This window comes from Sphaerospermopsis reniformis, from assembly GCF_005402885.1.
In the GTDB taxonomy this organism is placed as follows: domain Bacteria; phylum Cyanobacteriota; class Cyanobacteriia; order Cyanobacteriales; family Nostocaceae; genus Sphaerospermopsis; species Sphaerospermopsis kisseleviana.
In genome coordinates this window covers 1-13,691 of the sequence record NZ_BJCE01000148.1, presented here as the reverse complement: position 1 = coordinate 13,691, position 13,691 = coordinate 1, and the positions used below count along the sequence as shown (strand labels likewise).

Annotated in this window: 12 protein-coding genes, 2 tRNA genes and 1 pseudogene; 9 read left to right on the top strand and 6 right to left on the bottom strand. The window is 37.2% G+C overall.

What is annotated here, in order from left to right; genetic code table 11:
• Positions 1 to 134: 134 nt before the first annotated feature.
• Positions 135 to 809: a hypothetical protein gene (locus FFR48_RS18460; protein ID WP_137668375.1), complete on the top strand. Its 675-nt coding sequence runs from the start codon at positions 135 to 137 to the stop codon at positions 807 to 809.
• Between the two features lie 89 nt (positions 810 to 898).
• Positions 899 to 4,540: a CHAT domain-containing protein gene (locus FFR48_RS18455; protein ID WP_137668374.1), complete on the top strand. Its 3,642-nt coding sequence runs from the start codon at positions 899 to 901 to the stop codon at positions 4,538 to 4,540.
• Positions 4,541 to 4,893: 353 nt separating this feature from the next.
• Here FFR48_RS18455 and FFR48_RS18450 read toward each other — a convergent pair whose 3' ends face one another.
• The 3 genes from FFR48_RS18450 to FFR48_RS18440 all read right to left on the bottom strand — a co-directional run bounded on the left by FFR48_RS18450 (position 4,894) and on the right by FFR48_RS18440 (position 6,503).
• On the bottom strand, positions 4,894 to 5,913 hold the full coding sequence (locus FFR48_RS18450; protein WP_096572112.1) for an ABC transporter ATP-binding protein: 1,020 nt from the start codon (positions 5,911 to 5,913) through the stop codon (positions 4,894 to 4,896).
• A 333-nt stretch (positions 5,914 to 6,246) separates the two neighbouring features.
• A tRNA-Thr gene (locus FFR48_RS18445) sits at positions 6,247 to 6,318 on the bottom strand.
• A gap of 99 nt (positions 6,319 to 6,417) precedes the next feature.
• A tRNA-Tyr gene (locus FFR48_RS18440) sits at positions 6,418 to 6,503 on the bottom strand.
• A 160-nt stretch (positions 6,504 to 6,663) separates the two neighbouring features.
• On the opposite strand from FFR48_RS18440, the gene FFR48_RS18435 reads away from it, so the two are divergent.
• Complete coding sequence (locus FFR48_RS18435) at positions 6,664 to 6,753, top strand: zinc ribbon domain-containing protein (RefSeq protein WP_201277645.1); 90 nt, start codon at positions 6,664 to 6,666, stop codon at positions 6,751 to 6,753.
• A 93-nt stretch (positions 6,754 to 6,846) separates the two neighbouring features.
• Here the strand turns inward: FFR48_RS18435 and FFR48_RS18430 are convergent, their stop codons facing one another.
• The 3 genes from FFR48_RS18430 to cysK form a co-directional block, all read right to left on the bottom strand.
• A complete protein-coding gene (locus FFR48_RS18430) occupies positions 6,847 to 7,656 on the bottom strand; it encodes a DUF6816 family protein (protein ID WP_190347704.1) in 810 nt (269 codons plus the stop codon).
• Between the two features lie 152 nt (positions 7,657 to 7,808).
• Positions 7,809 to 8,216, bottom strand: coding sequence for a ChuX/HutX family heme-like substrate-binding protein (locus FFR48_RS18425; protein ID WP_096572113.1), 408 nt, complete (start codon positions 8,214 to 8,216; stop codon positions 7,809 to 7,811).
• Between the two features lie 476 nt (positions 8,217 to 8,692).
• A complete protein-coding gene (gene cysK / locus FFR48_RS18420) occupies positions 8,693 to 9,634 on the bottom strand; it encodes a cysteine synthase A (RefSeq protein ID WP_137668373.1) in 942 nt (313 codons plus the stop codon).
• Positions 9,635 to 10,673: 1,039 nt separating this feature from the next.
• Here cysK and FFR48_RS18415 point away from each other — a divergent pair.
• From FFR48_RS18415 to FFR48_RS18390, 6 genes and pseudogenes are all read left to right on the top strand, one after another.
• The gene (locus tag FFR48_RS18415; protein ID WP_096572115.1) at positions 10,674 to 11,102 is read left to right on the top strand and encodes a hypothetical protein; all 429 of its coding nucleotides are present in this window, start codon (positions 10,674 to 10,676) and stop codon (positions 11,100 to 11,102) included.
• Positions 11,103 to 11,313: 211 nt separating this feature from the next.
• A complete protein-coding gene (locus FFR48_RS18410) occupies positions 11,314 to 11,577 on the top strand; it encodes a hypothetical protein (RefSeq protein ID WP_096572116.1) in 264 nt (87 codons plus the stop codon).
• 2 nt (positions 11,578 to 11,579) lie between these two features.
• Complete coding sequence (locus FFR48_RS18405; RefSeq protein ID WP_096572117.1) at positions 11,580 to 11,891, top strand: hypothetical protein; 312 nt, start codon at positions 11,580 to 11,582, stop codon at positions 11,889 to 11,891.
• A gap of 349 nt (positions 11,892 to 12,240) precedes the next feature.
• Positions 12,241 to 12,576: a hypothetical protein gene (locus FFR48_RS18400; RefSeq protein ID WP_137668371.1), complete on the top strand. Its 336-nt coding sequence runs from the start codon at positions 12,241 to 12,243 to the stop codon at positions 12,574 to 12,576.
• Positions 12,577 to 12,613: 37 nt separating this feature from the next.
• A pseudogene (locus tag FFR48_RS18395) lies at positions 12,614 to 13,051 on the top strand (LLM class oxidoreductase); the annotation flags it as partial.
• A 46-nt stretch (positions 13,052 to 13,097) separates the two neighbouring features.
• Complete coding sequence (locus tag FFR48_RS18390) at positions 13,098 to 13,469, top strand: hypothetical protein (RefSeq protein WP_096572119.1); 372 nt, start codon at positions 13,098 to 13,100, stop codon at positions 13,467 to 13,469.
• Positions 13,470 to 13,691: the final 222 nt, after the last annotated feature.

The following is a 13,691-nucleotide window of genomic DNA, read 5'->3' as shown; positions in this document are numbered from 1 at the left end:
TAAATCTTAACTTGAGAAATATCGCGTCTGGCTAAGGCGTGCAAGTCTACTGAGGGATAACTGCTCCCATGCTCCCGTTGAAGTAGAAAGTAAAGTCTAGCTTTGTCTAGGTTTTATATAGCAGGTAACAATCAATGGTGCAGCAGATGCTCAAGCGGGTAATTCAGTGGCTCAAAAAATTGTTTCAGAGTTTATTTGCTAGGAAACATAGTCCTAAACCAGTACAGCAGAATATTGAGAAAACAACCGCACCACCTCTGAGTGATACGGATCTAGAATTTCTGTTTACAGAACTGTTAGCAGGAGTTCATCAAGCTAGAGGCCAGGCTTGGGCGCAAAACTGGTTACATAAAATTGAACATCGTGTCAGCACTCAACAATGGCTAGATTGGCTAAATCACTTTGGAGAGAGATTATTAGCATCTACTAAACCTCATAATGAATTAGCGGCACGGTTAGTACAGTTGGGTGAGTTGGAGGTTGGTGAAGTTGGCGACCTGGCATACAATATTGGTATGCAATTGCTGACACGCACCCAAGCAGAACCTATTTGGGAATATGATGGACCCGATGCTGTCAGTCCAACTGTCTCTGAGGAGAATTTTCCAGAGGAAGAATACCAAACTGTGACTTGGGATGAATTATTGGTGATTTTGCAGGAAAATGACATCTTACGTCAGCAAATTGTACAAGATTTCGCTATTGAAAGTGATGACCCACAACAAATTATTCAGGTACTCATAAATAAATCTCAGACAATGGGTGAATCTGCTGGATCGGAAAAGTCAGATCAACCCATTCCTGAATGAATTGATGACAATATGATGACAATATTAGGTAATTAAATGATTTTTTTGACACAAGGATAGCTACAATCTAGGAGAAAGAAAATCCAAGAATGTGGCAAATGCTCAGGTGGCTATTGCAGTGGCTTAACAACTTATTCAAGTACCCCTTTGGCAGTCGTCGAACTCATGAGTTCAACGGCGATGAGGTGTCTATGGTAGAAAAGTCTCTACCAGAATTAACCAACGTGGATCTGGAAGTATTGTTTAATGAGTTGCTTGAAGGTGTACATCAAGCGCGGGGACAACAATGGGCGCTGAAGTATTTGCAGCGAATGGAACCCCGGATCACTGTTGAGCGTTGGATCGATTGGTTGCTGATATTTGCTGAAAAGTTGCTTTCTTCACCAGCGCCCAATAGTAAGATCGCAACGCGAATGGTACAACTGGGTGAACTCAACATCGGCAAAGTTGGAGAACTGGCATCGGAAATTGGCATCCAGTTGTTAAGCCGTGAGTTCTTAGCCCAAAACTTACCGCAAAATCTACAAAAAACTCCACAACCCGCAGCGGTGGCAACCACACCACCAGTAGAACCATCGTTAAAAACTCCAGGACAACGATTGCTGCGGGATTTGGGTGAGCAATTATGGCAGTATGAACAGAAGGAAACTGTAGATATTGCACCAGATATTGCACCAGATATTGCACCAGATATTGCACCAGTATCCATGAGATTGGAGGAGTCTTGGCCAAGTAATCTACAGCATTTGAGTGTCCAAAATGCAGTAGCAGAAATATCTGATGTGATTTATGAGTATGTAGGGGAAGAACACCCAGGGACGGTGAAAGCAGAAGTAGAGGAAGTTGTAGCCTCTCCCTTGGCAGAAAATTGGGATCAGTCGTTGACTAATTTGCAGCCACAAGTAGCCCAAACTCTGGATGAGTTGGTGATAAGGTTGGAACAAAGTATCAGTTTAGTTCAACAACTAGCTTCGGAATTAGCATTGCGTGATGCCTACGGTGGGCAAAGCCATCTTCCGGCAATAACTCAACGTCTGAGTTATCAACTGACTGTCACTAACCAGGCGGAAATCTTATTTTACCAAGGTTTACAACAAGCTAAGTCTGGTGATTTGTTGGGGTCTTTGGCTTTTTATAGTCAAGCTATTAAATTGCAACCAGAATCTTACGAGTATTGGTTTAATCAAGGGTTGACTTTGTTTCATTTACAAAGGTTTGAAGAAGCGATCGCTGCTTATGACCAAGCAATTAGTCTCAAATCTGATTTCTCTAAAGCTTGGTACAACCGGGGTAGTGCTTTAGGAGAGTTGGGTGATTTTGATGGGGCGATCGCTTCTTTTGATCAAGCTATAGAGTTTAAGTCTGAATACCAAGAAGCTTGGGCTAGTCGGGGTTTAGCCTTGCTCAAATTAGGTCTGATTTGGGAAGCTATTTCTAGTTATGATCAGGCTTTGAAATTACAACCCCAAGATCAGGAAACTTGGTATTACCGAGGAGTTGCTTTGGGGGTAGGTGAGCAGTTTGAAGAGGCGATCGCTTCTTATGACCAAGCTTTAAAAATTCAACCAGACTATCATGAAGTGTGGATTGACCGGGGTGTGGTGCTATTTAACCTCAAACGCTGGTCAGAAGCAATTGAATCCTGGGACGAAGCATTAGCTATTCAATCTGATTTTTACTTAGCTTGGTATAACCGGGGCATCGCCTTAGAAAACTTAGGCAGACGCGAAGAATCTATTAAATCCTATCAACAAGCCATTACCATTAAACCTGATTTTCACCTCGCTTGGTATAATCAAGCTGTAGCTTTGTTTTACTTGGGAAGACTTACAGAAGCTATTTCTTGCTATGACAGCGCCTTAGAAATTAAACTCGACTATTGGGAAGCTTGGCTTGGTCGCGCCTTAGCCGTGGGGAATGTGGTTAATAACAAAGCATCTCTGAGTTTACCCAGTAGCATAGCGAAATCTCATCCTACCCTCAATCAGGGAGGTTATGAGGGCAAAATAGCCACTTATGAAGAAGGTTTAAAACATCTCCGCCCTGATACCCACCCAGAAGGTTGGGGAAGATTGCATTTAGCACTGGGTAACACCCACTACGAACACGGCAAAAAGCAACCTTCACCCCGCTATTATTGGCAACAAGCGTTAACTGAGTATCAACAAGCACTATTAACACTCACTTATGAAGATTTTGCAGAATTGCATCTAGAAGTATTGCAAGCTGTAACCAAAGTGTTTGTTGCTTTAGGGGAAATAGAAACAGCAAAGGAATTACAAAAACAAGGTCTAGATTTATTACAACAATTACTAAATCAAAGCACCTGCTCGGAACAAAACAAAAAACAACTCGCTTTGAAATTTGCAGGTTTCATACAATTAGGAGTTGATTTAGCGGTAAATGCAGGTGATTTAGTAGAAGCTTGGGAAATTGCTGAACATGGCAAAAATACCTGTTTAAAACTACAGCTTTCTGGTGGGAGTAATGAAATTTATTCCCTCAACTATCAAGGGATTCAACAACTACTCAATCCGCAAACTGCGGTTATTTACTGGCATCTTAGCCCGGTTGCTTTACACACCTTTATTATTAAATATGATGCCCCATCACCGCTACTTTTATTAACACCTATCCAAGAGGTGGAAGTCATACCAGAAGCAGTAAAAAGGTTACTAGAATTTGAAAGCTGGCTAGACTTTTGGCAAAAAGAATATCAAAAATATTGCCAAAATCAAAACTTAGAAAATCCCCTGGAAAATTCCTGGTGCGTGGATATGGAAGGCAGATTATTAAATCTGCGGAATATCCTCAATATTCCCACCATTATTCAGGAACTGGAAGGAATTACCAATCTAATTTTAATTCCCCATCGGGATTTACACAAATTGCCTCTTCATGTCCTTTTCTCTCTTGCACAACCAGATGTAAATTACACTATCCATTATCTCCCTAGTATTCAAACGGGTTTGGATTTAAACACCAATGGGTTATCAAATTGGCAACAGCAAAAATTCCTAAGTGTGGAAAATATCAAACCAGCAGTTAATGAGGAAATACAGCAAGAAATACAATTTGTTGACTTTGCAGCAGCAGTGGTGAGACAGATGTTTGATAATTCCCAACACATCCAGGGTTCACAAGCGACAAAAGATAATTTAGAAAATGCCCTAGCCGCAGATTATAACATCTTGCATTTTACTGGTCATGCGGTTAACAATTTAAGTGAAGTTGCAAAATCAGCTTTAGTTTTAGCAGATGAAGATAAACTGACTTTATCAGAAATTAGTCAACAGACTTTTAGTAATTACAATCTGTTTACTCTCACTAATGCTGAAAATGTTAGTCATAATATTCAAAATATCAGCAGTGAATATGTGGGTTTAACAACTGGGTTGTTAAATAGTGGTGTTCCTTATGTATTGAGTACACTTTGGAATGTGGAATCATCTGCTAATGCTTTAGTCATTATAGAGTTTTACAACAGATTACTTTTTCATAACTCTCCAGTTACTGCTTTAGCGGAAGCTACAACTTGGCTAAAAGAAATAACTGTTGCAGAACTGATCACATGGTATGAAAATTTACTCAATAATCTGCAACCAGAAGAGTTGAAATTGAGGGATTTTGTCACGATGCAAATTGATAAACATCGCCAATTATCACCTCAACAACAGCCTTATAATCATCCTTACTATTGGGCGGGATTTATCATTGCTGGATGTAATTGAATGGATCTTAAAATTACACATTACCTTAAAAACTGTGCATTTTGGGTCTGATAAATTAGAAAATCTGGGGATAACAGATAGCTAAAACTATTCCCTATTCCCTATTCCCTATTCCCTATTCCCTGCCTCAACGAAGGGACTTTTTCAGCAAACCCTATCTATTTTAGATGAAATGTTGAAATTGGCAGTGGTGGTTAATTCTTTAGAGGATTTTCAACAGGCTTTGAAATCTGCAACATCAAATTGATAATCTCCGGGCTAGAATCTACTGTAGAGACGTTCCATGGAACGTCTCTACATTCTTTTTCGGAGAGGTCTAATTGACAATTATCAATTATCAATTATCAATTATCCTATCTCATATTTTGTTTTTTCTCAGCTTTCGGATCACGATTTGCTACAGCAGCTAATTCTGCATCCATTAAAGTTTTACCTGTTGCTGCTAAATAAACATCATCTAAACTAGGACGAGATTGGGCAATACCAAAAATGGGTAAACCTGCATTATTTAACGCTTGTTGAATAGAAATTAAAGCGTCATTTTGGGGAGTAACTACCAAATTTAAGGAGTTCCCTTGGGCGGAATTAATGATAATTTCTTGCACAAAAGGTAAAGATGACAGCAGATTTTTTGCTTTGTCTGCTTCTTCATTTGGTGAAAATTCGCGGATGCGTAAGGTAATGCGATCGCCTCCTACTTGATCTTTTAATTGGGAAGGTGTACCAGTGGCAATTACCAAACCCCGATCTATAATTGCTACCCTATCAGCTAAAGCGTCAACTTCTTCTAAATAATGACTGGTGATGACAACCGTAGTCCCCCCAGCGCGTAATTTTCGCAAAAAGTCCCACACCACAAAACGGCTTTCTATATCAAGTCCTACCGTTGGTTCATCTAATACTAAAACATCTGGGGAATGTAATAAACCAGCGGCCAAGTCTAGACGTTTGCGTAAACCACCGGAATAAGTGCCGGTTTTCTTATCTGCGTATTCCTGTAACCCGAGTAAATCTAATACAGTGTTAATGCGTTCTTTGATAACTTTACTGGGGAGGTGATAAAGTGCTGCTTGCAGTTGTAGCAGTTCTCGACCGGTTAAAACCTTATCTAAAGCCACCTCTTGAGCGACATAACCCAGCTTTTGACGTGCTAGTTTAGGGTTATCTAACACCGAGATTCCCGAAACTTCGATTTTTCCAGAGTCAGGGGTGGTGAGGGTACACAAAGCGCGGAGAGTAGTGGTTTTCCCTGCACCGTTGGGACCAAGTAAACCGAATATTTCCCCTGGTTTCACCTCAAAGGAGACATCCTTAACAGCGACTACAGAACCGTAGCTTTTTTTTAGATTTTCGATTAAAACTGCTGAGGCCATGACAGCAATAAATCCTAACTATACATTTCGCAACAATCTATTTTCTATTGTACGAGTTAGGCGTTAGGTGTGATGAGTTCTGGGTTTCATTTTGAGAAACTTGTTTTTTGGTATAAAGCAGTACAGTGTCTCAATCAGGATTTCCAGATTTTCAGAATGAACAGAATTTTGCAGAAAAAGCTGAGTTTTACCATGACACAAGAGTTAAGGGGTTCATTTTTTTTTATTTTTTGGGGCAATTTTGGGATAAAATATGTTTTATAGATGTTTGATAGTCTTTAGGGAATAGCCTAAAAACCTTATATATTAATATATACTAATAGTTTTAAAACAAGCCCGTGACGAGGATTGAACTCGTGACCTCACCCTTACCAAGGGTGTGCTCTACCACTGAGCCACACGGGCAAAATTGAAATTTACTTTTCGGGTTTTTGATGATTTATGAATTACAAAGCTGAGAATTTAACTCGACACTCAGCTATTGTAACCCATATCATCTCAAAGTGGTGGGCCGGGCTGGATTTGAACCAGCGTAGGCGCAAACCAACGGATTTACAGTCCGTCTCCATTAACCACTCGGACACCGACCCGCTTCGTTCCACTTTTCCTATAGTAGCAGCAGTTTTTAGGTTTGGCAAGGGGTTGGGAAAACTTTTTTTCAAAAAAACCGGAAAGGCTTAAATCACAACGGTTTCAGATGATTAACCCCTGAGTTAATCTGTTTCTTGCAGGGAGTGTAAGCGGTGATCAATGTCATTATCTCAAATAGTGTTTAAATGTGATAACTGTGGCTTTGAGATTGACAGAGATTTAAACGCTGCGATTAATTTAAAACAATAAGCGGTCAGATTGATCGTGTTAGCCTGTGGACTAGATAGTGCCGACACTGCTAGGGTGAAACAGGAAGAAAAAGCCAACTTTTGTTAGCATTAGTTAGCTTTTTTGTATCGGGTAAAATTCCAACCGATAACGATAAAGCGCCACCGGACGAGAACCTGCGGTAAAATAATCAGGATCTTGGGGTGAAAGGTACACAGCAGTCACTTGATCTGCTTCTATTGTTGGGTATAATTTGGGGTCAGATGTGGAAACTAAATGATAAGCTGTGGTAGATTCTACATTGTTAAAATAGGCACGAGAACCACCTTTAAAATATTGTTGAAAAACTTCTGCGCTGATAAATTTACCATCGGGATTTTTTTCGGTTGTGCGTGCGGTGACTACAGAAACTAATTGGCGATCGCCACGAAAAAAGGTAATTTGACGATTAGGAGATTCTGGATCTAATTTAACTGCTAATACAGCATCATCTCCTAAATAAGCTCTGGATAAGTTCAAACTGTTAAATACTCGATCAGCTACTAAAATTAGTGATTGTTGATTTTGTGATTGTTTATTTGTTTTAAAGAAAAGATTGAAACCTGAATTTTGTGGTTTAACTTTCACAAATCTCACTACAAAATTCACAGGTTGATTTAATTGACTGCGATTTGCTTCAAATCCTGGTGTGATAATATCTGGTGCTAAAGGTGCAGCTAAATCTACCAAGGTACTGGTGACATTCCAAGTTCCAGCTATCCAGTCAGGGTAAACTAAATCTCCCTTTGCGGGTTTGACTGATGTTAATTTTTCCCATTGTGTAAAGTTGGCTAATTTTTCGGATAATTCACCTGCTTTAGCTTCTGCATTGGTAAATAAAAAGAGGATGATTAAACAAAGACTTAAAATGGTTTTCAGGAACATAATCAACAACTCAAAAAAATCAATTTAAATTTCAAACATTAAATTTCCAACATTAATCTGATGTTAATCCTGTAAGGGTTTAGCACTGCTAAACCCCTACTTATGAATTTTGATGCAGATAAACGATTTATTGAATCAATCAGTTGCAAAAATTACAAACTTTCTAGCGGTAAAGGTTGCCAAACTTCACCGTATTTCTCCCGTAAAGCCAACCAATTTTCTACCTGTCCCGCTTCATATTCTCCGGGTTTACCCCATTGTAAAAATAGGCTTAATGCAGGTTCTTCTTTTTCATCTAAAAACCGGATAGCGTAGGTTGTAAAATTACCTCTTTTAGCTTCACCTGTTTCAAATTTCACCTTGGTGATTTTATCCATATTCAAATGAAATTCAAATCCTTCGGTGTGCATATTCGCATATTTACCTTTTGGTAATTCTGCATAAAATAGTTTTTCTATTTTTCCTCTAGCTTCTAATACTGCGGCGCTGCTAGTGACTATTAAACGCAAAGTTCCTAAATTTTCGCAAGCTTCCAAAAATTCTTTCAATGTTGTATTCATACGCCTAATGTAAATTACCAAAAAGGATGTCATCTATATTATAGATGTATTTTATACTATATATGATATTTTTGTCTGAATCAGGATTTGCAGGATTTTTGTTTTTATCATAATTTATAAGATTTTAGTCATGAAGATGCAGGATAAATCAGATATCTGAGGAAAGATTAGTGTTGTGAATATTGAATCATTAATTATTTGCAGCATCTTCAACAGCAAAATGAATTTATCTAACTGACAGTAATTAATATTAATACCTGAAATCTATATTTATCAATTATTATATTAATTACAGCAGATTGCAGATTAATCAGGTACAGAATATAACTTGAAACCTAGACAGAAACAGAGTTTTACTCCTGACTCCTGATTCCTGCTGTATCAATTTAAATTACATAATCCTGTGAATCCTTTAATCCTGGAAATCCTGATTCAGACAAAAAACTCAACCCAACCTACAGAATATTGACGAATATTTAACTCATCAAATCTTGAAACATCGCTGTACTTAAATAACGCTCCCCAAAAGAAGGCTGAATCATCACTATTAATTTACCTGCATTTTCTGGCCGTTTACCGATTTTAATTGCTGCACACAAAGCCGCACCAGAAGATATACCTGATAATAACCCTTCTTCTGTTGCTAATTTGCGTCCATATTTCATTGCATCTTCATCATCAACTTGAACCACTTCATCAATTAATTCTGGACGCAAAACATCGGGAATAAAACCAGCACCAATACCTTGAATTTTATGAGAACCAGATTTACCACCAGAAAGCACAGGACTTTTACTAGGTTCAACAGCAATAACTTGAAAATTCGGTTTTCTTCGTTTAATAACTTCCGCTATTCCGGTAATAGTTCCCCCAGTTCCTACCCCAGCAATTAAGATATCAACTTCCCCATCTGTATCAGTCCAAATTTCTTCAGCAGTGGTTTCTCTGTGAATTTTTGGGTTAGCTGGGTTGCGGAATTGTTGCAACATAAAAGCATTGGGAGTATTTACTACTATTTCCTCTGCTTTATTAATTGCTCCCCGCATTCCTTCAGTACCAGGTGTTAATTCTAAATTAGCACCATAAGCACGCAACATGGCGCGTCTTTCTTGGCTCATGGTTTCTGGCATGGTTAATATTAATTTGTAACCACGGGCGGCTGCTACCATTGCTAAACCAATGCCTGTATTTCCTGAAGTTGGTTCTACTAAAATAGTTTGTCCTGGTGTAATTAAGCCCTCAGCTTCTGCTGAAATTACCATACTTAAAGCAATTCTATCTTTAACAGATGCTGCTGGATTCATACCTTCTAGTTTAACAACTATTCTGGCTAATACTCCCTCAGACTGAGGAATTTTGTTGAGTTGTACTAACGGCGTTCTACCAATAAGTTCTGTTACGTTTTTAGCAATTCGCATTTATTAACCCCTAAAATTATCCTCAGATTATCCTAAAATTGTCAATAATCATTCTATCTCTTTATTCATCATACTCGGTTTTTAGATATTTTTTTGATAGTTGAGTAACATTTATTTTAAGAATTTTATCTATCAACATAATTTTCTTGTAATTCCTCACTTGATCAAAATCCAAAAATATTTTGCCAAAATTTTAATTGGTAAAATTTTAATTGGCAAAATTTTAATTGCTTTTTTGATTTCTTTAGTTTATTTTTAATTCAGTTCCAATTTGTCATGATATACTGTTATTTGAGTACAGAGTTCATCATTAAAAATCATCTTTAAATATCCTCAAGTATTTGCCCATAAAGCTTTACAGTTGAGTACAAAAATCCCCGCACCCCACCTGATAAATGCTAGTACCCCCCATTACAAATACTAGCACCTCTACCCTCAAAAATTTTTATAATTCTTACTAGATAAGACTTACAGCCTTTGAGTACAACTTTAATGATTTTAATAATTTCAATTCTGGTGGGGTAAACTGTGTGCTAGGGAGGCAACTGATATAAACATTTATAGGATTTACGCAGAGATTCCCCTCTACCCCCCGAAATTCCTAGACGCAAGTCTGGTGAACTAGGGGGGACTTCTTAACCATAATTAAATGGTAATCTCTATTCACAAGCGGTTAAATTCTGTCAGTATTATTGATTACTAAATCTAGCATATTTTAGGAGTGGATTGGGATTTTTTATGAATTTTTAATTTCAATTGCTTGATCAACATTTATGAGATTCGCTATTTACATTTGTAACTGATCAAACTGCTGGGTTTAAATTTTAGATTTTAGATTTTAGATTTTAGATTCACAGCAAAATTTAAATATTAGGTATTATCTACCAATTTTATATTTTGAATCTAAAATTACTACATCAAATCTAAAATGTGATAGCTGTTTGAGAAATGGCAATCAGAAGGTGCAGCAATAACCCATAAATTACCTTTAATTAGATTTTATTACTGGGTAATTGTAACCTAGCGAGGTAGAGCAAACATGAAATTAAAAATTTTCAATGTGCTGACAGTTGGTTTGGTTACTTTAGCTGTACTTTCTCCGGGAATAATAGTTTTTAATTTAATTTGGGGACGACATCTAGAGTTAGTTAAGACACAGAATTTATCTTGTGAATTCACGAAAATTAATCAAGGTTATGCTTCTTTTTCTTTCTCAAATCAGAGTGTAAATACTCTGGAATCTCTAACTCAAAAAAAAATACCTGCAAATAATTTTTTTCTCCAACTGCAAATGATTGTTGAACAATATAAAATCGTCACAATTTTGCAATGGTTGGTTTTAGCTACACCTATTTGTATTGGTTTGGGAATCATTGCTTACGATAGATATCTTGTTTATCGTGCTGCTGTTTTCAAAGCGCAAGTAGAAATGTTAGAAAGACTTTGGCAACAAAGTATTGAACAATAAATCGTAAGAAGTCAGGAGTCAGGAGTCAGGAGTCAGGAGTCAGGAGTCAGGAGTCAGAATATTGTTTTTATGAGGGATATACTTCAAGCAAGTTTTTCATAAATTATGAATCATGACTCGAAAACTCTAATTAATTGTCAATACTGTATCCTGAATCCTGAAAATAAAGCAATAATTTTCAAGTTTCTTGTTCACCATAAAGTAAATTACCATGTCAGAAGAACGCCAAACTCAGTATTTTAATTTGATTGATGAATTACTCAGATGTCCTAATGGACAAGAACCAGAAGTATTGGAAGCTCAACCCGAATTAGTTGATTCTGGTTTGATACATACAATGCTACAAGTTGCGACTATGTTTGCCCATGAAGGTAATCAAGATGGCGCTCAATTTTTATTTTTTATAGCTAAAGAATTAGCGAAACAATTAGGTTTATATCCTGATGTTTCCAATGAGGTTGCACCTCAGGAGTAATAATGCTATTGACTTCAACTGATGCAGGAAAAATAGCTTTAGAATTTCTCTTAGCAGACTGGAACATTGCGGAAGAATACAGAGATTGGTTTACTATCATTAACTCGCAATTAATGGGTGAATATTGGTACATTGTAGAATTGGGTGTGGAAGGTTTTCCTGATAAATGGTTTATCCAAGTTTATGATACAGGAGCCTGTGACCCAAATTATACATTTATGTCTCCTATCTCTGGTTCTGAAGGATATATGGATTTGAAAAATCTACCAAATATTCTCGCTGATGTTTTAGTCGCTGAACGCAATTCCCGATAAGGTAAGAATTCAGGAGTCAGAATGTTTGATAAATACAGGACTTAGTTCAAAATTTATTTGTGCTATACAGTTCAGTAATTTTGAATTAATTATAAATGGTCATTATATTAGAGGTGATGCTTTTTTAAAGTTCACCTCTTTTTGTGATTGGTGACTGGTGACTGGTGATTGGTGACTGGTGACTGGTGACTGGGAAAATACAAATAATTTCTCCCTGACTCCTGACTACTAGAAATTAATATTTTATTTAGAAAAACCTGCTAAATTGTCATGTTTAAATAACAAGATTATGTTATACTAAATAGTAGTGATAGACGCTACAGAAATATCAATCAGAAATATCAGTCAAATGATTGCTGAAGATATCCTAGCTCAAGAATTCACACGAATCTTAGACCATTATTACCCTGACCTTGGGGAAATATTGGAAAATTGTCATGTGAAAGTTATAACCTCTTTTTGGGGACGACCTGCTAGACGCTTTCAATATATAGGAATTTATTGTTCTGATGACATCATGCCATTAGTACAATCACAAAAAGAAATATTGAGGGAAGTAGCAGAAAATATGGGACTTATTCAGGTAGTTTGCATAAATGCTAAAAGATTGCTCCGCGATCCACTATCTAAATTAAGACAGTCGGAACCGCGTTTATGGTTGGATTTGCATTTAGTGGCGGTCTAGAATATAGCCAATCATGAAAATAGGACTTTTCTGCAATATCGCCAGTGTTGATGATGATGTAATTAGATATGCTGCTGACAATTCTTTTGGTTTAATGGGGAGTCCAACTTTTTCTCTTTTGAGATTGAGAAATACTGTCAACATATATCGACAAATCAATAACAGTGGTGCAGATCAATTTCTGTTAGCGCGGTTCTTTTTTGTGACTAAAACTGATGATGAAGCGGTAAATAAAGCCTTACCTTTCATCCATAAATTTAGCCAGAAAACCATAGCTAACTCGACTCAAGTAATGCAGAATAGTCCCCATCCCCAACAATCCTATTATCAAACAAATATCTGTTATGAAATAGATTATTTGCTGGAAAATTGGATAATTGGGGATGTTCAAACCTGCCGCGACAAAATCCAGAAATTCCAGGACGAATAAAATCTCAGCACAATAGCACTCAAACCCTCATCTTTATTTCTGTAAAAAAATTTTGAGAGTTTGCAGCGTTACAATCAAGAGGTGCGAAATTATGTCTAAACTGCCGTTACTTCCTCCTGATGATTTACCTCCCGTAGAGGTGACAAAACAGGACGGAATGTTACAAATGGAATTAGAGCAGTCTATTGGCAGATGCTTTTATTACGCTTGCGATCGCATTACCCAAGTCTTGCTATCTAACTGTCATTGGTATATCACCAAAAACGGTAATGCTCTGTTATTAATTATTGACGCTCCTGATATAGTATCTTACTGGCATATAGTCAGCAATATTCCCCAATTTGGTAAAAGTTTAGAACCATTTACCAAAGAAGCAAAAGTTAGAGTTTATCCGCCTTTTGGTAAAGGAATGCCCTTTGAAATTGGCGTAAATGAAATCTCTGCTTATCGAGATTGGTTATAGTTTGGTAATGGGTAATGGGTAATTGGTAATGGGTAATGGGATAAATTATCCTATCTTGTGGGATAGGCATCCTGCCTGTCCTTTATTTATGATTAGCTGAATAAACCTAAAACCTTGATATATCAAAGGTTAGAGGCTGATAAACACAGAAATTAGTGCAAGGGTTTTGAAGGGTATACCGGAAAAAGTGTGCATTTTTTGGGATTTCAAGAGATGGCAAAG